The following is a 19,612-nucleotide window of genomic DNA, read 5'->3' on the forward strand; positions in this document are numbered from 1 at the left end:
TCAATCAAGGCACTGGCTGAGTACCTGGAGTTTTTGTTATGTCAATTTTTTTTAACTCGTTCAGCCGTTGGACTGGATACACCCTTTTCTCTCTACTCTGGTATAGCCTTTTTCTCTGTAGACCTGCATATACCCTGAGTCGTAACTTCCAAAGTAGTTGATTTAATTTTTTGAAGCCACCAAATTAACACGTCTGTCTACAAATAGATAGATGCTTATTTTTTCTAAAAGTTACATCATTCTTTAGCGTATCTAAGGGTTTTGAGCTTGTCCTGGTATCCGTTATAACCTTCGATGGGAATTTTTAGTCTGAAAGAAGTTGTTTCCAGAAAATTTAGTTAAAGGAATGAGTAAATATTCATCATTTCTGTACATATTTTCAAATATTTAAATAAAAATTGTTTTTTCTTCATAGTAACAAAGCTAATTTTTGCCAGTTATTCTTCAGCATTTAGCATAGGAACTGTCTCAAAAAATTTAATCGGTCAATGAAAAGCCAGTACTCACTATTTTTTACACATAACCTTACGGAAACTTTTAATAAAAAAATTAAAGTGAAAGGAAAAAACCAGTTTTTATACCTATTTATCGATTAAGAAAAAACAGATGTACAAATGATGAAGATTCGCCCGATTGCACAAATACGATTGCACAAATAAATGATGGGGCAGTGCTTCGGAGACTGCCCCATCGGTTTATTCTGTAGCGGGTTGAACAAAGGGAGGGTAGCAGCGCTTGATACTTCATGCCAATGGAGAGCGATCGCCCTTTGGGCAAAATTTGTGCAAAAGCAGCCGCGTCTTGTGGTTGAGATAATCAGCGTGAAGCTTGGTGGAGTAACTTTGCCAGCAGCAGCAGTTGCTCTTTATTAAACACTTGAGCCAAAACCTTTGCCGCTGCCCTAGGTTCTACAGGCACAGCGATTTGTTTGACAGAAGTCGGAGTGGGTTTTGGCTCCCCTGGATTGGCTGCCCCCGGTGCCCCTACCCCAACTGCCACCTTTGCCGTTGGTATGGGAGCGGCAGTTGCGGCTGGGGACGCTGCCAACAGCCGCAAGCTGGCACTCGGAGCGATCGCATCAGTTTTGCCGTGTGGCAACAGATCGCTAGCCTGCTTGAGTTCCTTAATCACAATCGGTGCCAGGGTGGCATAATTATTTTTAGGATTCGCGATCGCTCGATGTGCAGTTTTTACTAGCACTTGCCAAGTTTTGATTTCCGCACTCATTGGTAAGAGGCGACTGCACAAAGTGCAAAGTTGTTGACGATTTGCGGGCGTTTCTGCTTGTTTGAACAGCGGCAACATTTGTTTTAGCACCCCAGTTACCTGAGCAGAAATATCTGGAGTTGATGTTTTGCCCGCTTCTTGCCCACTTCCTGCCGGCCCAAGCAGACGGTTAAGGTGTGCCTGTAACTCAGCGAAATGAGGTTCTGCCGCTTGCATGATTTTCTCGCCCTCCTCTTCCCGAAGACCAAATGGGCCTTGAAGGCGGTCAACTAAGTCTTTAAGGGTGTCATACCCTTTTAAAAACATGGACTCAAGATCGCTATCGATGTTAACTGGGTGTTCTTTGAGGAGCTTGAAACAATCCTCAAATCGATGGGAAACTTTTTGAATACTGTTAAAGCCCAGCATCGCTGCCCCTCCCTTGACGGAATGGGCGGCGCGAAACATTTCATTAATCCTTTCTTGATCTGCCATCACGGCTCGCAGATCCAGTAGCCCTTTTTCCAAGGTTTCGAGGTGTTCTTTTGCCTCCTCGATGAAAAAGCCCAAAATTTTTCCCGATTCCACGGCAGCATTCCTCAAAACAACAATTTTGTGTAGTCACCCGATTAGGGGGGAGTCATTCCTGGCAGCAGATTTTCCACTAGGCACTGTTTACCCCTGTTCCTGTCGGCACGCCTCAGATTGAAGCGCAGCTAAGTTTGATATGCATTGGAGACTGTTCCTAAAATAGCCGAAACAGCCAATTTAAAGCTTGGTAGCAATACTTAAATTAGCAAGTGCTAATTCTGCCATTACGTGAAAGTATTTTATAACTAAGGTTCAAAAAGGCGAAAGGCGAACGATCGGCTTGTAAAACAAACAACACTTCACAGGTGCCTGTTTACGGGTGAAGTCACTGGATTCAATTTTCGCGTTCCTTGTCTTATGCGCTCAGCCATGCGCTCTCTTCGCGATAGGACGCAGAGAAAAGAAATAGAGAATTTTCCACATCAGTTAGGAATGCTATCAGCATTCTTGGATTCCACCTTGCTCAATGCCACCTACGATCAAGAGCGATCGCGCACTGAATGAGCATCATCCTAAGTGAATAGCTTGATAGGCTGAATGCAAGTACCATCTTCTCTACGTCACCCCTCGGCCCTAAGTCCTCAGTCCTCAGCCCTTACTCCTCTTACCAAGGATTGCCAATCATCGTGAAAGCTGCCCAGTAATAAGGATGCGTCATCGGCATATCGCCCCGATTGGCGAGTTCGGGTGGCAGCTTGATGTTTCCTGTGGGAAGGCGCAGTTCGCCTCCCTCCAAGCGTACCTTCCCCTTGAGCATTGCTACCTGCGCTTGCCGTAATGCTTCTGACTTGATCGGGGCTGTTTTCAATTGAGCGTAGAAATCCGCCATGAATCCTTGAGTTCCCTCATCACTGACATACCATAAACTGGCTACAGATGACTTCACCCCTGCCAGCACTGCTAAGCCACCAAAGCCTAACTCTGCTTGTTCATCGCCCAGCGCGGTGCGACAGGCACTCAGTACCAACAATTCCACTGCCGGGTCATTCCAGCCCAATTGGCGCAGCTGGTTGAGTCGTAGCTTGGTATCCCATAACTGAATGTAGGAGTTTTCCATCTTCCCAGGTTTAAATTCGCCATGCGTTGCCAGGTGGATAATTCCATAAGGCTGTTGCTGACGCTGTGCCTTGAGATTTCCTAGAGTAAATTTCTCGTTGAGGAAAGATTTCCCCGACCACAGCTTTGGAGTGATGATAGATAATTCTATGGGCACGGCTGGTAAAGGATTCAGCTCAGTAAATTTCGACGCGCCCATTGCTAAAACTTGAGCGTTCTTGATACTCACATAGCGGGTATCGGTGAGGCTGAGACTGGGCATCATGCCGATACTGTAGTTTTCTACCAAGAACTTTTGACCATTGTGGAGGGCAGCCATTGGGAGCGATCGCAAACCCGTATCCATGATAAATACCAGATTCTGGATACCTCTGGCTTGTAAATCGGCTTCTAAGGGTGCCACCATCCACTGATAAAGTTCTTGAGATGGTTCCAGGTAGCCATTGGGTTTTCTGAGGTTGGTGATTTCGCTGCGGAATTTTTTAGCGACTTTGAGAATTTCCTCGCGTGTTGTCCCCTGCACCCGTTTCCGAATCGGTTGCCCTTTGGCAGTGACGACGATTAATTCGAGTTGGTCATTGTCTTGGGCGGGGGGACTGGTAGAGGGAGTAGCGGCGGGTTGCGGGGATGCTTGAGTAAGGGCAAAGCCTTGGGGATTGAACTGCCAAAGGATGCCTGATTCTGGCGATGTTGCGGGTAATAGAGTTTTGTCTGTGGCTGAAGGAGGTGCCGCCGTGGCAGGAACAAAAGCGATGTAGATAACTGCCGGTCTTATCCCAGTCGATTTTTCAATGTTTTGAAGAATCTCACGGGCTTCGGTGAGGGTTTTAATCGGAGTATCCGCACTTCCACTAAAATATTGCTCAAACTGGCGCGTGAACTGTTCGTCTAAATCAGCCAACAAGGTGTCAACTTCCGCGAGATCCAGACTGGCAGACACCGAAAATTGGGGCGTTAGCGTTTCCTGTGGAGGCTTGATTTCCTCTGGCAGGGGACTCGGTGAGGATGGTTGATCTGCGGTGATGATTTGAATCTTTCCCTGAGTATAGCTGCCGGGGAAAGAGCCTGAAGCAATTGTATTGCCTGACCCAGTTGTTAATACTCCGGCTGTGCCGTTATTACTAGCTTTGCCGACAACGAAGGGAACGTCTTTGGAACCGCCTCCGTGGCGCAGGATGATGGCACCTTCACCGGCACCCCCAGCGGCGGAAATACTTGCTTTTTGCCCATTTTGGTCGGTGAAGGTACCCGTAGCCCGAAACAGACTTTCGGTGGTAATGTCAACGATGCCCCCTTTGCCCCCAGTTCCGCCTTGGGCATTAATGAAGCTAACTTGAATGTCGTTTTCGGGGTCAAGGGTGACATTGCCAGCATCTCCGAAGCTGGCGCTGGAATTAATTCCCAGCGTTGTAATGCTGTCAATGGCAGATACAAAAATATTCCCGCCTTTAGTGGTGCCTGAGGCGGTGAGATTTCCGGTGTTTATCGCGGCTGTTTGGCTGATGAGGGTGATATTTCCGCCAACCCCATTATCAGAGTGAGAGTCGATGTTAGCGGTAGTAAGGTTGTTTTTAGCAGTAAGAGCGATCGCGTCCCCATTTCCCGTCGTCTTGCTAGTATTGAGCGAACCTGTACTGATACTATTGCTTGCTGTTATTTTAATCCCGGCAGCCGTAATATCTTTTGCAATGACATTGTTGCCGCTATTCACGGTCAGACTATCTAGAAAATCACCATTTTCTCCCACTGCATCCTGGAAAGTGACATCACTGCTGGCACTGATGGTTAGGTCGCTAGCATTGCCGCTATTTGCGAGGATACCGCCAAAGGTAATTGAGCCAGCGCTACTGCTGAGTTCTATGGGGTTTTGAGTAACGAGGGAAACGTCGCCGCCATAGTTTTGAATTCCGCTGGTGGTGACATTTCCGCCAATGACGCTACTCCCCTGAATCGTCACGCTAGCTCCATTGATGCTGCCATCCAAGCTAGTGAAGCCACTGGTGTTAGCAGTTAAGGCTCCAATGGAGGTGCTGTTGCCTACTGCATCAGCGATTTCAATGCTGCCCGTACCGGCAGTTAGGGTGAGATTTTGACCGCCTGCGCCCGTTCCGTTTGTCTTGCCACTGAGATCAATATCACCACCCCCTTGAGCGCCGGTACTGAGGGTGATGTCTTTACCCAGAAGCGTATCGCCTTTGATAGTAATGTTTTGATCGGCGGTAGTGATATCTGCGTTGAGAGTGGTTAATCCAGCATTGAGGGTAATGGAGGCGTCCCCTGTGCCTGTAATCGTGCCATTAACCGCCACTGAGCCAGAGGGGGCTTGAATGGTGAGAGGATCTTTGAAGGTGACACCCGCACTGTCGATCGTAATGGCACCACTGCCGTCAAGTCGTCCAATCGTAATCGCGCTAAAGCCATCTTGCAATTGTCCCAACTTTGCCGCCGTCAGATTCAAACTATCGGTTACAGGAGTCGCATTCCCAACCTGAATATTTTTCGATGCCGTTGCGGGTGCCAGTCCAATTTGGTATCCTGCACCGCTGACAACCCCATTAAAGTCAATCTCGTCTGCGGTTAGGGTTGCATTGTTATTCAACGTCACGGGAGTGTTGAAACTGATGGTGCTGCCGCTAGTTGTGGTAACGTTACCGTTCAGAATCGCTTTGGAAGCAGTATTAACCGTCAAGTTGCCGATGGGCGTAATGTCCCCAATCGCGCCACCGAATGTCACGTCAGAATTACCTGAACTCAAGGTCAAGTTTTGACCGCCTGCACCCGTGCCATTGACCGTTCCAGTGATGGTGATGGGTTTTAATCCCGCACCATTATCTGTATTCAGAATAACATCATTACCTAGTAATAGATTGCCTTCAATCGAGATGAGTCTTCCCAAGGTGTTGATGTCTGCGTTCAGAGTTGTGGTTGGTGCAATCAGTTTTACAAAACCGCTGCTGTTGGTAATCGAGCCGTTGACTGCGATCCCATTCTGCGTTTGCATCGTCACTGCGCTGGGGAACAGGATGCCCCCAGAATCGACGGTGATAGTGCCGGTAGCGTTGGCTCCTCCGATTCTGAAGGGTCTCGTGAGGGTGGGCTGAAAGGCGTTAAAATCGCTCGTTGTTAGGCTCAAAGAGCCTGGTACATTGTATGCTCCGCCAATTTGAATATTGCGGTTCGCTGTTGCAGGTGCGAGAACGATCTCACCTGCTGTCGTACCAAAAGTGTCAACAACTGACCCAACTCCCCCGTTAAAGTCAATCTCATCTGCTGTCAGCGTCATGGTTCCGGGAGCATTCAACGTCACCCCCCCATTGTTGAAGCTAATGGTGCTGCCACTGCTTGTAGTAACGCTGCCGTTTAAAGTGACATTTGAGGCACTATTAACAGTCAGGTTGCCGATGGGGGTAAGGTTGCCCACTGCGTTCCCAAATGTAATGTCACCCGTGTCTGCATTCAGCGTCAGGTTTTGACCGCCTGCACCCGTGCCATTGACTGTTCCGGTGATTTCGATGTCACCGTCCCCATAACCAGTTCCACCGATTGTGGTAAATGTGGTGTTGTTGCTGAGCAAGACATCGCCAGTGAGGGTGATATCGTATCCGGAACCATAAGCACCCCCAGAGGAATTGAGATTGCCTCCAATTGCGATCTTGCCACCTGCACTTGTTATTAGGTCAATATTTCCACCATTAAAAAAAGTAGAGCTGGCGTTGAGGGGGCCTGTGGTAATGTTGCCAGTAGCATCAATGTTGATATTCCCGCCTTGAGTGGTAATGGTAGTAGCGCTACTGTTAAAAGTGTTGCTCAGGCTACTGAAGTCACCGCGACCCGTGTTAATGGGAGCATTAATTGTTACATTGTTAGCTCGACTGTCCGCACCTCCTTGACCTCGAAGCACTACATTCAGTCCAGAGCCAGTGCCGGTGATTGAGCCATTGAGGGTAATGTTATTGGCTGCTTCCAGGGTGAGAGTGACAGTACCAGAAAAATATCCTGCGCCAATATTTACCCCAGGCAGCAGAGTAATGTCACCCGCCTGACTACCTGTAGTTCCCGTCGTGATAGTGACGTTGGTTCCTCCATTTAGCGAACTCTCAATAGTTGCCTTATTAACTACTGCGTCATCACCAGTGGGAGTGAAAATATTTTCAGGAAATCCTTCATTAAAAATACCGTTACTGGTAGGAGCTGCGTCAATGGTAACGTTACGAGGATCAAGCAGCCAGGTGCCGGGAAGACCTTTAGGGGCACTCGCATCTGCTGCTTTGGTGACATCTAGGGAGACTTTGCCGGAAGTTTCGATAAATCCGCCGTTACCTCCTTGAGCGCCGCCACGGGCGGTAATGGTGCCATAAGTACGGGTGGCTTGATCTGACCAAACAATTACTTTACCGCCATTGCCATTGGTAATGGCATCGGCATTGAGTGTCACATCTGCGCCGACAAAGGTGAAAGTAGCATTGGGTACGCTGCCTTTGCCCAGATAATCTCCGCCAATCAATACTTTACCGCCGCCTGCATCTCCGGAGGCATTAACGCTGGCGTTTCCGACTAAACCAACTTGATTACCTAATACAGCGATCGCACCGCCCACTTTACTGGCTTGGGTGTTGGAGGCATCCAGCTTACCTGAGACAATTGCAGTTCCCGGTTCTGTGGGAATGGTAATCCCCGATCCGCTTAGCACCACTTGTCCGGCGCTATTAACGGTCATTTTGGTGGCATTAGCGACATCTCCACCTGCTAGTAATTGCGGTAGGGAGGGGGGATTGGGTAGCTGGGCGTTGAAGGTGGAGGGTAAGGCGGATGGCTGAATTTCTAAACTCAGCACGTTTCCCGCTTGCGATATCTGCACCGTCTTCTTGCCCGGTACGGCGGCTACGGTGATATTACCGCCTGGTGCTTTGAGTTGTCCGGTGTTAATGACGGTACCGCCGATGAGAGTGAGATTTTTTCCCTCTCCCACGGCTAAATTCCCAGCATTGATAATGCTACCCGGTTGGGATGTCGTAAAGGCAAAGAGATTGGGTGTGCCTACTAAGGCAGCATAATTGTTCGGATCAAAGGCATTGAACCAATTGCCACCAATTCCAATTCCTGTGGCGGTAGTGGCGGTAAAGCTTCCGGGGACGTTCAAGCTGGCACCCGAACCAAACACAATGCCAGCCGGGTTCATCAAGTATAAGTTAGTGGAGTTGCTGCCGGAAACTTGGATTAGTCCGTTGATGATAGAGGCGTTGCCACCCGTGACGCGACCCAGGATATTGTGAATGGATGGATTAGAAAGAAAGTTGGCAATTTGATTCTGTTCCAAGCCAAATTTGTTGAAGCTGTGGAAGAGATTTCCCCCATCGGCTGAAAGTTTTCCACCAGTAATATTAAATTGATTGCCAGAAGTAGTGACGTTGGTGTTGGTGCCATCAGGTGCGGTGGTAATCGATTGTGCCTGGGCGAAAGTTGGAAAAAGGCTACAGGTGAGGGCGAGAAGACAAGAGGCGATGTTTTTGGCAATCGGTAATCGAGAATTGATAATTGAGAATTGGTAATCGAAAATTGATTGCTTTTTGCGAACTAATAAAACTTTGTAGTTGAAAGGGAAATGGCTGAGGATGTGCAGTTTTACAAAGAAGCGATCGCTTAATCCTCTTCTTTGCAGTGCCCGCGCGATCGCTTTGCAGGAGTTTTTCGCCTGCTGCTTGGTGTAGGTGTGGGAGTCACTCGCCTGATGGCAACGATAGTAGTAAAGTGGCTTGTTAATATGCCGTACTTCGGCAACTTCTGACAGCTTCAGGCACAGATCGTAATCTTCAACGTAGTCGAAGGACTCTTCGATTCCCCCCACTTGGTCGAAGAAACTGCGACGCATCAACCGGAAGTGAAAGGTCATGAAATCGAGCAAAAGCCGCTCTTTGGAGTAGGGGATGCGACAGCGCTTCCCGTAGTCGATGACTTTGCCGCTTTGGTCGATGTCGATGTAGTCAGTGTAGACAAAACCTACCTCCGGGTTCGCCTCCAGCACGGTTGCTGTCTCTTGCACTGCTGTAGGGGCAAGCAAATCGTCGCTATCTACCAAACCGATGTAGGTGCCGGTGGTTTGCGCGATCGCTGCTTGCAAGGCGCTGACTCGCCCTTGATGTTCTGCCGCAACTACCCGAACTCTGCGATCGCGGGCTTCGTAGTCACGGGCAATTTCTACGGTTCTATCTGTAGAACCGTCATCCCACACCAGTAGCTCAAAGTCTTGCCTAGTCTGCGCCAGAATACTTTCAATCGTGGCAGCGAGATAATGCTCCCGGTTGTATGCCGTGATGACTAGGGAAATGGGTAAAAGCATGGGAAGACTCCGGAGGTGTTAACTCTCGTTGCCGAAAGTTGTGCGAGTGCTAACTAAATTATTTTATTTTCTAGAATACTCCTATGGATAGTTGCATTGGTGAAATTATTGATATCATCCCTCGTGGAGATTTACCTCACCTCTTCCTCCGAGCGGTTGAAATCACACAGCGACAGCAAGCACACAAACAAAACCTGCCGAGAGCAGGTTACAGCAGGTTCCATTTGATCGCTCGCTGAAACTCTAAAAATCTACGCCACGCTTCAAGTCCACACCTCTGTCAGCGTAATGCTTATGACAAATCATCTCTGAATGGACGCTGGCAAGGTCAAAATACGCCGGACGATTTAGACAACGCCCCGTGATAATCACTTCCGTGTCGCGGGGTTTGCGTAGCAGTGCGTCTACGATGGGTTGTTGATCCAACAGTTCTAAGTCAACGGTGGGATTGAGTTCGTCCAAGATAATCGTTTTATAAAGCCCAGACGCGATCGCTGCCCTAGCAATTTCCCAACCGCGTTCAGCTTCCACATAGTCTAGCTCTTGCTGTTGTCCGCGCCAGACAATCGCATCTTGTCCGCAGCGCTGATGATCGACTAAGTTCGGGTAACTTTGTTGCAAAGCTGCGATCGCAGCATCCTCCGTATATCCAGTCCCGCCTTTGAGCCACTGCATAATTAGCACTCGGTGCGACTGATCCTGACTAATCCCGCGCCCAATCGCCTGCAATGCTTTACCCAATGCACTGGTAGACTTGCCTTTACCGGCACCCGTATAGATTTCTATTCCCTGTAAAGGCAGGAGAACTCCGTCCCGACCTTCAGTAATCGGATGGTGCGGCTTCATCTCCGAGTGCAAATCCGCAATTTCTAGCAGTTGTTGGGGGGCAGCCCGACCTGTAACAATTACTTCCAACTCCTGCGGTTTGTGCTTGAGCGTCTGAACCACTTCCTCAACTGGCAATAAACCCAAGTTCAGTAACGGGTTCAGTTCGTCCAGAACTAGGACAGAATAGAGGTCAGATGCGATCGCGCCTTTTGCCACATCCCAACCGCGCTGCGCTTCCTGTCGGTCAAAGCGGGTAATTTCCTCCACTCCAAAAAATTCTGACCGACCTGTGCGAACTTGGTCAATCAAGTGAGGGAAGCCCTGTTGTAAGGCTGCGATCGCTCCATCTTCATCGTAGGAGCGTCCCGGTCCTTTGAGAAACCGCAACAGCAGCACTCTCGTTGCTGAATCAGTATTAATTCCTAGTCCAATTGAGCGTAACACCACGCCCAGCGCCGCCTGGGATTTTCCCTTCCCCGCCCCGTCATAAACATGAATTTGACCGACGAGACGCTCAGAACGCACTTGAGCCGTGCGAATGCCGATCCCCATTCTACTCATAATTCTCATGAATCTTAGCTGTCACAAACTGTTAACAATAGCAGCTTAGAAGGGTAAAGTGAAAAGAATTAACAGTCGCCGTTCCCTAAAGCTAAAGTGGAGACTGGGAATGGGTCGTAGGGGATAGGGAGTCAATTGTCTATCGTTCACTTGTTAGTTGTTTTTTCGCTTCTCCTGAGCCATAACCCGCAAGCGACTACTCCCGGTTCTATTTATTTAGGAATATTTCAAATATGCTTTATTTATCTAAAAAACCCGTGGGTTTCCTCAAATCGTTAGGAGAATAAGAATGGAAGGGCAACCCGCCCTAACCCCGGTCAAAACGAACGTCAAAATTTAATTAACCAGGTGTCAGAGAGACAACCTTATGCTTTCCAATGTTTTCCCGCTCCAAGCAATTTTATTTCAATTTTTATTTTTGCTGATTGCGATCGCGATTGAATCCTTCATTTTATACCGGCGATTAAATCTTAGTCGTAAAAGAAGCATTGACTATGCCATTTCGATTAATTTACTTTCAACCATTCTGGGTTGGATAGTGTTCTTTTACATACATCCTTGGCTTCCCCGGTCGCTGAAATCTCAGTTAATGAGTTACATCTTTTTTGACCGTTTCTTTTCATTTGCTCAGTCACCCAATATTGTGACAGAGCTAATCTTAAGCAGTTTTGTTGCCTTCTTTGCCACCTTTATCGTTAAATTGAAAGGATTGGAAATTTTACAACTGTTACTAGAAGTGCCAACTCATGTGGAAAGAGCAAAAACAGATAAGTCTAACCCTCGCTCTTTTCGGCTACTGGCTTTCAACTCCGATATTCTTTTAATTAACGCCGTTTTTCAGGCCAACATTTACAGTTTCGCCGCAATTACAATCATGTTATTTATTCGGACTAGATTTAGTTAATCGCTAATCGTCTTCAACCATTTGGCTTGCTTTCAAATAAGCACTTATTTATCAGATCGTCGCGAAGTCATCAATCTAAGTCTAATTGAATAAGGATTTTTAGCGAATATGGCATCGATTCTTGACTTTTTTATCTTTAAATATTTAATCAACACTTTTAAAGAATTATGGAAAAACCTAGCTCCTACCCGTGCTTATTCCTGGAAAACCTTCATTTATCTCAGTTTCTTTTCTTGGTTAATGTCACTTTTGGCAACTGATTTAGTGCATGGTATTATCACCCATTGCGCTTGGATATTTTTAATTATTGGAGTGAGTTGGGCTACGACAGAAAACCCCTTTAAAATTGGGAAAATTCCGATTGGACCCTGGATTACGGGTGCTTTAATCTGTATGTTTTTATTTGGCGATTGGACGGGGAGCATTCCCCCAATTGCTTTAATAATTTGGCCTACGCTTTCATCAGTGATTGCTGTCTTCCCAACATTTTTTGATGAAAGGATAAAATTAAAGGTGCCAGCACCGCAATTTCGTCAAAATATTATTATTTTGATTGGCAGCAATATGGTAATTAGCTGCTGGATTCAATTTTATTTTGTTGCTCAAGATTGGTTTGAACAATATCCTACCTTGCTTTCCGATCATTTTGGAAAAACAACGATGGTATCTGACTCGGAATCTCAACAAACGAGACTTCTAAGAGGTACCGTCGTTCTAGAATTTATGGAACCCTTGTTAGTACAAGAATTAGAGAATAAGTCTTGGTCAGAAGTGGAAAAATGGCTGCTAGAACCACAACCTCGAATTGAAGCTATTCGGGCAGAAGCAGTCAAAAAAGTTCCGAAAGTAGAAGAAGATTTCTGGTGGCGTTATACCTATAATATCGGGTCAATTAACTCAGGGTATAACTTACAATTGCGGGCGGTTTGGCAAGGTCCTCGTTCCCAAACCGAAGCCTATTATGTTGAAAAAAATTGTCAAATTACTCAAAGCTATCAACCCATCGTAACTCAATCAAGTGCGACGCCCGGTCAGACAGCAGTACAAAATATTGCGGTTGCAAAAGTCAATTGTCAACCCATCAGCGAACTAAAAAGCTATGAATGACGAACACTCTATCTAAAGACTTTTAGATAGAGTTAGGAGGCGGTTGATAAAGGGGAAGAAGTTCATTACCTGAAAAATTAACTATTAGTAACAGAAATGCTATTTTTTCTTCGTGCCAAGGATAGAATATAAATCGTTGAGAGAAATCATCAATGATGATATAGAAGGACGATGAGTTTAAGCACAGTAGAATCGAGGAAAACCAATGGGTTTCAGGCAGCGATCGAAAGTTTGAAGAGAATTTGGGCGATCGCAGTGAATGGGTTTCGGGAAGTCATCCGCGATCGCGTCCTCTATATCATCGGATTTTTTGCGCTGTTAATGGTGGCGGCGTGGCGGCTGTTACCGGAAGTAGCAGCAACCACAGAAGATAAAATTCTCAAAGATGTTGGATTAGCCGCAATGGATGTACTCGGAACCATTGTTGCTGTATTTGTGGGCACTGGGTTAATTAACAAAGAAATCGAAAAGCGCACCATCTTAGTGTTAATTCCCAAACCGCTCAGCCGCATTGAATTTATTCTTGGCAAGCATCTAGGGCTATCAGCCGTTTTAGGCGTCTTGGTGGCAGCCATGACGGCAGTTTATCTTGGCATCCTCAGTTTGAGTCAGATTTCTTACCCGCTACGGAGTATTCTGATTTCAGCGCTGTACCTGTTTTTTAAGCTGTCGTTACTGGCTGCTGCTGCGTTGATGTTTGGCGTTTTTACAAGTTCGCTCCTAGCAACCTTGTTTACATTTGCAGTGTATTTAATGGGGCATTCCAGCCGAGATTTAGTAGAGCTGGGAAAATTAAGTCGGAATGTAGACATCGAACGGATCGCCAATGCTTTATATGTGATATTGCCGGATCTATCTCGGCTAGACCTAAAAAATCAGGCGGTTTATGGTCTTTTACCTTCTTCCGTGGCGCTCCTAACCGACGCTTTGTATGGTTTGGTGTATACCGTCCTTCTCTTAACGATCGCTATCATAATTTTTTCGCGGCGCGAGTTTTAAGCAGAGACAGGTTCCTAGCCTCGCGATACAAACTAGATAGAAGCAGCACGAAAGTAAAGGAAGCGAACTAGCCCCTAATCCTTCGTCTGTTACTCCTTGTTTCTAGATCGTACCTTTGTCTCGTGATACCACAACTGCAACAAGCTCCGTCCCCAGATGTCCTCCGTCTCTTGATTGTGATAGCTTCAAGCGAGGATGTCGGGCTGATTACACATCCACTGCGGGAAGCAGACATCGTTTTTACCTACGAGATTGCCGCTACATCTGCCGCTTGTCGAGAACAATTGCAGCAAAACACCTACGATGCAGTGTTGTCAGTACAGCGGATCGGGGATATTAGCTCAATAGCAGATGGGAAGACGGGCAGGCAGGGAGAACTAGAAAATTCCCCTTCTCACCCCCTGACAGATACCCCAAGCTCCTTAGAAGCATTGGAATTAGTCCAGCAATCGGGGCAGTTTATTCCTTTGATTGCGATCGCGCCGGAAGCTGAAATCGCCGACTCTGTTCGCTCAGAACAGATGAAACATCTGCCAAAGATTTTGATGCGATCGCTCCACGAATTTGAACAACACCGAATCGAGCGCGATCGCCTTGCCCAAATTCAGCAGCAAGCTCAACGAGAGGCAATTATCAACCGCATTGTGCAAGCAATGCGAGAAACGCTGGTTCTCGATGACGTGCTGCAAACCACCGTCAATCTACTCCACGAAGCACTCAACCTCAGTCGGTGTCTAATTTTTCTGCCCGATCCTAATCATCAAATGCAAGCTTGTCTCGTCAGCGAATCTACCCCTCAAAAGCAGAGCTTGATTGGCGTCTATTGCGACTTCTATAAGTATTACCATTCCTCCCTTGCCCAAGGTGAGCCGCTGATACTCAACCAAATTGACGAGCGCATTCCACCCAAACTGCAAGAATTAGCCAGAGAGTATGAAGTTTGCTCCATGATTACAATGCCGATGTTGTATCAGCAATCCTTCGTGGGAGGGATTAGCCTGCATCAATGTGTTCGCGAACGGGAATGGACAGAAGATGAAATTGCTCTGGTAAGTGCGATTGCGAATCAATGCGCGATCGCTATCCACCAAGCGCAGCTATTCGATCAAGTTCAACGACAAGCGACGCGGGAGCGATTGTTAAATAATATCTGTCAGAGCTTAAATTCTAGCCTCGAGCCGCAACATATTTTGCAGGAAATCGTGAATCTGACTGGAGAATTTTTCGGGGTTGACCGAGTCGCTATCTTTGCCTTAGAAGCAGAGGAACTTAAGATTCTCAAAGAATGGCGAGTCAGCGAACAAGTCATTTCTCTTTTGAACCACCGATTCCCTTTATCAGAAAACCGCGATGTATTAGATCCTGGCTCCCCGTCTTCGATTCATCGGGTTTTTCATGCTCCAAAACTCGCAGACATCCCCTCTTCTCCCAACCGCGAAGAGCAAATTCAACAGTTACAAATCCTGTCTATGCTGAGAGTGCCGATTTTTATTCGCGGTCAGCTGTTTGGTGGCGTTTCGTTACAATCTATAACCCGTTACCGGACTTTCACCGAAGACGAAATTCATCTGCTCGAAAGGATTGCTAACCAAGTTGCGATCGCGCTTTACAACGCCCAAAGCTACGAAGCAAGCGAGCAACTCGTCAAAGAACGTACCCAACAATTAGAGCAAGAAAAACAACTTTCAGAAGCCGCGAATCGTGCCAAAAGCGAATTTATCGCTACGATGAGCCACGAACTGCGAACTCCGCTAACTGGTATCTTGGGGTTTTCTCGTCTGCTATTAGAACAAGTTATTGGATTGCTCAACAACAAGCAGCAAGAATATCTCACGTCCATTACATCCTGCGGTGAACAGTTATTGGAACTAATTAACGACCTTTTAGATTTATCTAATATTGAAGCGGGTCGAGAAGAATTTAGCCTAGAAACCCTGTTAGTGGAAGAAGTGTGTCAGGCATCTATTTCAGTCGTGCGCGAACCAGCACAAAATAAAGGATTGCAATTAATTGTAGATATTGACCCAGGCATCACCACCTGCGTAGGCGACCATCGGCGCTTGAAGCAGATTTTAGTCAATCTGCTCTCTAATGCGGTGAAATTTACACACGTTGGCTCAGTTACGCTAAAAGTAGAAAAAACCGCAGACGCGATCTTATTTTCAGTGATTGACACCGGAATTGGTATCGCCAAAGCCAATCATGCCACCCTTTTTGAACCATTCCTACAGATAGATAGTGGTTTAAATCGTCAATATGAAGGAACGGGTCTCGGCTTAGCTTTATCCCGCAAACTGGCATTCCTTCATGGCGGCAATATCACCGTAGATTCAGAACTTGGACAAGGCAGCTGCTTTACTTTTCACTTACCGATCCAGCCACCAGACGAATTGAATAAAGCTTGAAATTCGTTAGCCTAATAATAAAGGCTACCTCTTCGGCTACCAGTTTAATGCGGGTAGTAGAATCCCACCCCTACCCCTGCCCGTTAACCTACCGTGTACACACAAGTCTTCTAATGTTGTCCCACAACGTTTTGATCCCCCCTACCCCCCTTAAAAAGGGGGGAAATCCAATCAAAGTCCCCCTTTTTTCTAGCGTAGCGGCGCGTTAGCGCGGGGATTTAGGGGGATCGGAGAGCGTTTCGCCTCCTGTACGAGATGTGTGTACACGGTAGCCCCGTTCACAGAGAGGGGAATATGTTTCTCCCTTTCCGTGAAGGTCGAAGGGGCAGGGGGTGAGGTTTGTCCTCTCTTTCTTCGTGTCCGTTGTGATTCGATTAAAAAAAACCATGATAAAGCAGAAACTTGAGCAACTAAAAACCCTCTTTGCAGAAATGGATCGGGCATTAATTGCCTATTCTGGGGGCGTCGATAGTACCTTGGTTGCCAAGATTGCTTACGACGTTTTGGGCGATCGCGCTTTAGCCGTCACCGCCGTTTCTCCTTCCCTCCTCCCAGAAGAACTCGAAGACGCCCAAATCCAAGCAGCAGCGATTGGAATTGCCCATCAAGTGATACAGACGCACGAAATGGACAATCCCAATTACACCTCGAATCCTGTCAACCGCTGCTATTTTTGTAAAAGCGAACTCCACGACAACCTCAAACCCCTGGCACTTCAACTGGGTTATCCCTACGTTGTAGATGGCGTCAACGCTGACGATTTGGGGGATTATCGTCCGGGAATTCAAGCAGCAAAAGAGAGGGGTGCGCGATCGCCTTTAGCAGAATTAGGCATTACCAAAGCTGAAGTCCGCCAACTTTCTCAACACCTCGGACTTTCCTGGTGGGATAAACCCGCCCAACCTTGCCTGAGTTCCCGCTTCCCCTACGGCGAAGAAATCACCGTCAGCAAGCTGCAACGAGTCGGACGCGCCGAAATCTATCTGCGTAAATTAGGGTTAAAAAATCTCCGCGTTCGTTCCGAAGGTGACACCGCCAGAATCGAGTTACCGTCAGAACAAATTAAAGAATTTGTTGTCACCACCGATTTACCCACCCTGGTTTCCGCCTTTCAAGAATTCGGCTTTATTTACGTCACCCTCGATTTAGAAGGCTACCGCAGCGGCAAACTCAATCAGGTGTTACCGCTGGCAGTAAAAGCCTAAAATTCTGGCGTTGTATAAAGTTAAGTTGTACAAAGTTAAATAGATTCTAGGGGATGGGGACGTTTCTACCCCCTCAACGCCGATCGAGATTACGATCCCCCATCCTCTCAAAAGTTGCGATCGCTGCCAGCAACTAAATCAGGTTTTAATACAAATCGATCGACAATAATCACTCATGCCCTAAGATAGTAAGTCTCTCGCAGCATAGGCACGATGCCTAATGGTGCGAACAAATGTTGTGAAAGCTTCGGCTTTGTCTACATCATCTTCGATCGAGAACAAGCGATCGCTCTGGCAAGCGGAATCAGCTTGAATCGGGAAGAATTGTACATCAAAGTCTGACTTCTTAATTGACAACTTAACCAAAAAGTAGGGTACCTGATTGCCGTACCCTTAAAATTAAAATAACGAGGCGAAGTGCGGCGACGATACTACCCGATTATAAGCTTAGGCAAAAAGGCAATTCCAGCCAAACAACGATTCCTCATGAGTTAGCTGTGTGGCAACCAATGGAGGGCAAGGCTAGGGAAATGTATAAACTCTCAGAAATGGTATATGCGACTGTATTTTGGTTAATTTCCGGCTTACTTGTGTGGCTGGTAGTTCTGCCCGCAGCACTCATTACTTTACCCATTATCTTACTGGGAAAAGTAGTCAAACAGCTACTTTTCAAGATACCTCAAAAAAATATAACAGAAACAGAAATCTCATTAGAGAATCACTCCGAACAGAAACCTACGAATGCCGCAGAATCACTTTTGACTTCGTTGCTCATGACAACGCTTGTGGGAGTGCCTGCTCTACTAGCATCAGCCATTTCTTTGCAGCCAATGAGAGTCATTAAAAGAGAGCCAGAACTTGCCCCAAAGCCTCTGCCAAACCCGGAAAACTCGTGGGCAGACAGTGAGGAAACAGGTGAGACTTAAACTAGAAAGGGATCAGTGACATCGCCAGACCAAGAAAAAATGATAGTCATTTTGTAGATTCGGAGGCGTAGCATTTGAGGGACAAAACCCGGCATTTTCTGTAGGGGATGGCACAAACACGCCTTTACTAAAAATCCATTCTATTGAGCAAATTCTGGTGGCTCAAATTCAAATAGCTTGCTTAAGGCACTTTTTCATCTTGGTTGGTTGACTACCGGGCATTCGGTCATTTTACAATCAGCGAAGGAAAGTATGCGATCGCTCGAAACAAATGGGATTAAAACTTGAAAGCGTCATTCTTTGGGGGCGTTCCCTGGCAGAATACATCAAGATGTTCAACTTAACGCCTGACGACCTCCAGTTAAACATTCTAGATTGTGCCGGTGGCCCTGCCAGCTTCAATATTGAGATGACGCGCCTAGGCTACAACGTCATCTCCTGCGATCCGATATATCAGTTTACCAACCACGAAATCGAAGAGCGTATCCAGAAAACTTACCAAAAAGTTATCGAGGGACTCCAAGCCGATCTCGATAGCTACGTTTGGCAGGAGATCCAGTCACCAGAGGATTTGGGGCAAATTCGGATGTCAGCCATGCAGCAATTTTTAGAAGATTTTCCACAAGGAATTCAACAAGGACGCTATTTAACCCCTGAGTTACCTGTTTTACCCTTCAAGACTCGGCAGTTCGATTTAGCCTTATGCAGTCACTTGTTGTTCACCTATTCGGATTTTTTCTCAGAAGACTTTCACCTCGCCTCGATTGTGGAATTGTGCCGCGTTGCTGCTGAGGTACGGATTTTTCCCCTATTAAATATTTCCGGAGAAGTGTCGTCAGTCCTTCAGCCAATGATGAAGGAATTAAAAGCGCAAGGCTACAGTCTAGAAATCAAGCCAGTAGCCTACGAATTCCAAAAAGGCGGTAATCAAATGTTGCAGATAAAGTCAGTCGTGTAAATAGGTACAAGAAGTACTTTTTCCCCATTGTCCATTCCCATATGGGTCGCCTATTCAAAGGGAAATACTATTTCTTCAAAGAAATTTCAAAAAAGATTCAGGGTGTTCTTATTGAAAAGAACACCCTGAATCAGGTTAATTATTTATTTAGCAGCTTTTGATATACCAAATAAAGCTGCTACACCACTATGCAAGCGAGATAATACAAAAAAAACTAACTCTAGCCTGTTAACTTTAGCTCAAACCTAGCTCAGTGAAGCACCACTGCGGTCATAGCTAGAGCGGAAGCTTGGATGTGGCTGTCCTTGAATGTGATTCCAGTATTCAGATGATTCAACATCTAGACCCACTTCAGCAGCAGCGCGACCCAGCATAGATTGCTGACGGTTCTTGATGAGGTGATGATGACGCATCATGAGGGCGCGAGCTTGTTCTTGAGTAGACATACCAGGTTTCTCCGTATTGCTTCAGTGATGTTTGACTGACTTTATTTTCCTTACTTATTCAATATAACAGAAAATTCTGTATC

13 protein-coding genes are annotated in these 19,612 nt (G+C 46.6%); 9 read left to right on the top strand and 4 right to left on the bottom strand.

Annotation, left to right across the window (positions count from 1 at the left end; all coding sequences use genetic code 11):
• Positions 1 to 816 precede the first annotated feature (816 nt).
• Positions 817 to 1,794, bottom strand: coding sequence for an Hpt domain-containing protein (locus tag H6H02_RS02070; protein ID WP_190814105.1), 978 nt, complete (start codon positions 1,792 to 1,794; stop codon positions 817 to 819).
• A 372-nt stretch (positions 1,795 to 2,166) separates the two neighbouring features.
• Between H6H02_RS02070 and H6H02_RS27485 the strand changes: the two genes are divergently transcribed.
• Positions 2,167 to 2,301, top strand: coding sequence for a hypothetical protein (locus H6H02_RS27485; RefSeq protein WP_277922498.1), 135 nt, complete (start codon positions 2,167 to 2,169; stop codon positions 2,299 to 2,301).
• A 100-nt stretch (positions 2,302 to 2,401) separates the two neighbouring features.
• Here the strand turns inward: H6H02_RS27485 and H6H02_RS02075 are convergent, their stop codons facing one another.
• Together H6H02_RS02075 and H6H02_RS02080 are read right to left on the bottom strand one after the other, a co-directional pair.
• The gene (locus tag H6H02_RS02075) at positions 2,402 to 9,190 is read right to left on the bottom strand and encodes a CHAT domain-containing protein (RefSeq protein ID WP_190814107.1); all 6,789 of its coding nucleotides are present in this window, start codon (positions 9,188 to 9,190) and stop codon (positions 2,402 to 2,404) included.
• Between the two features lie 243 nt (positions 9,191 to 9,433).
• Positions 9,434 to 10,579: a cob(I)yrinic acid a,c-diamide adenosyltransferase gene (locus H6H02_RS02080; RefSeq protein ID WP_190814109.1), complete on the bottom strand. Its 1,146-nt coding sequence runs from the start codon at positions 10,577 to 10,579 to the stop codon at positions 9,434 to 9,436.
• A gap of 367 nt (positions 10,580 to 10,946) precedes the next feature.
• Here H6H02_RS02080 and fraC point away from each other — a divergent pair, with 367 nt between their 5' ends.
• The 8 genes from fraC to H6H02_RS02115 all read left to right on the top strand — a co-directional run bounded on the left by fraC (position 10,947) and on the right by H6H02_RS02115 (position 19,083).
• Complete coding sequence (gene fraC, locus H6H02_RS02085) at positions 10,947 to 11,483, top strand: filament integrity protein FraC (RefSeq protein ID WP_190814111.1); 537 nt, start codon at positions 10,947 to 10,949, stop codon at positions 11,481 to 11,483.
• A gap of 108 nt (positions 11,484 to 11,591) precedes the next feature.
• Positions 11,592 to 12,590, top strand: coding sequence for a DUF5357 family protein (locus tag H6H02_RS02090; RefSeq protein WP_190814113.1), 999 nt, complete (start codon positions 11,592 to 11,594; stop codon positions 12,588 to 12,590).
• A gap of 171 nt (positions 12,591 to 12,761) precedes the next feature.
• Positions 12,762 to 13,589, top strand: coding sequence for an ABC transporter permease (locus tag H6H02_RS02095; protein ID WP_190814115.1), 828 nt, complete (start codon positions 12,762 to 12,764; stop codon positions 13,587 to 13,589).
• A 122-nt stretch (positions 13,590 to 13,711) separates the two neighbouring features.
• Positions 13,712 to 15,994 (top strand): GAF domain-containing protein, encoded by a 2,283-nt coding sequence (locus tag H6H02_RS02100; RefSeq protein ID WP_190814118.1) that lies wholly within the window; start codon positions 13,712 to 13,714, stop codon positions 15,992 to 15,994.
• Positions 15,995 to 16,380: 386 nt separating this feature from the next.
• Positions 16,381 to 17,199 (top strand): ATP-dependent sacrificial sulfur transferase LarE, encoded by an 819-nt coding sequence (larE, locus tag H6H02_RS02105; protein ID WP_190814120.1) that lies wholly within the window; start codon positions 16,381 to 16,383, stop codon positions 17,197 to 17,199.
• 213 nt (positions 17,200 to 17,412) lie between these two features.
• Complete coding sequence (locus H6H02_RS27490; RefSeq protein ID WP_277922499.1) at positions 17,413 to 17,541, top strand: hypothetical protein; 129 nt, start codon at positions 17,413 to 17,415, stop codon at positions 17,539 to 17,541.
• A 188-nt stretch (positions 17,542 to 17,729) separates the two neighbouring features.
• Positions 17,730 to 18,125: a hypothetical protein gene (locus H6H02_RS02110; RefSeq protein ID WP_190814122.1), complete on the top strand. Its 396-nt coding sequence runs from the start codon at positions 17,730 to 17,732 to the stop codon at positions 18,123 to 18,125.
• A 271-nt stretch (positions 18,126 to 18,396) separates the two neighbouring features.
• The gene (locus H6H02_RS02115) at positions 18,397 to 19,083 is read left to right on the top strand and encodes an SAM-dependent methyltransferase (RefSeq protein WP_190814124.1); all 687 of its coding nucleotides are present in this window, start codon (positions 18,397 to 18,399) and stop codon (positions 19,081 to 19,083) included.
• A gap of 245 nt (positions 19,084 to 19,328) precedes the next feature.
• Here H6H02_RS02115 and H6H02_RS02120 read toward each other — a convergent pair whose 3' ends face one another.
• Positions 19,329 to 19,529: a hypothetical protein gene (locus H6H02_RS02120; protein WP_190413235.1), complete on the bottom strand. Its 201-nt coding sequence runs from the start codon at positions 19,527 to 19,529 to the stop codon at positions 19,329 to 19,331.
• Positions 19,530 to 19,612 lie beyond the last annotated feature (83 nt).

It is taken from the genome of Coleofasciculus sp. FACHB-1120, assembly GCF_014698845.1.
GTDB lineage: Bacteria > Cyanobacteriota > Cyanobacteriia > Cyanobacteriales > FACHB-T130 > FACHB-T130.

What these genes read in the sequence shown, in the direction of transcription:
- H6H02_RS27485 (WP_277922498.1), top strand. Translation starts at nt 2,167, where the DNA reads ATGCGCTCTCTTCGCGATAGGACGCAGAGAAAAGAAATAGAGAATTTT.
- H6H02_RS02075 (WP_190814107.1), bottom strand. Translation starts at nt 9,190, where the DNA reads ATGCTTTTACCCATTTCCCTAGTCATCACGGCATACAACCGGGAGCAT.
- H6H02_RS02080 (WP_190814109.1), bottom strand. Translation starts at nt 10,579, where the DNA reads ATGAGTAGAATGGGGATCGGCATTCGCACGGCTCAAGTGCGTTCTGAG.
- fraC (WP_190814111.1), top strand. Translation starts at nt 10,947, where the DNA reads ATGCTTTCCAATGTTTTCCCGCTCCAAGCAATTTTATTTCAATTTTTA.
- H6H02_RS02090 (WP_190814113.1), top strand. Translation starts at nt 11,592, where the DNA reads ATGGCATCGATTCTTGACTTTTTTATCTTTAAATATTTAATCAACACT.
- H6H02_RS02095 (WP_190814115.1), top strand. Translation starts at nt 12,762, where the DNA reads ATGAGTTTAAGCACAGTAGAATCGAGGAAAACCAATGGGTTTCAGGCA.
- larE (WP_190814120.1), top strand. Translation starts at nt 16,381, where the DNA reads ATGATAAAGCAGAAACTTGAGCAACTAAAAACCCTCTTTGCAGAAATG.
- H6H02_RS27490 (WP_277922499.1), top strand. Translation starts at nt 17,413, where the DNA reads ATGCCTAATGGTGCGAACAAATGTTGTGAAAGCTTCGGCTTTGTCTAC.
- H6H02_RS02110 (WP_190814122.1), top strand. Translation starts at nt 17,730, where the DNA reads ATGTATAAACTCTCAGAAATGGTATATGCGACTGTATTTTGGTTAATT.
- H6H02_RS02115 (WP_190814124.1), top strand. Translation starts at nt 18,397, where the DNA reads ATGGGATTAAAACTTGAAAGCGTCATTCTTTGGGGGCGTTCCCTGGCA.
- H6H02_RS02120 (WP_190413235.1), bottom strand. Translation starts at nt 19,529, where the DNA reads ATGTCTACTCAAGAACAAGCTCGCGCCCTCATGATGCGTCATCATCAC.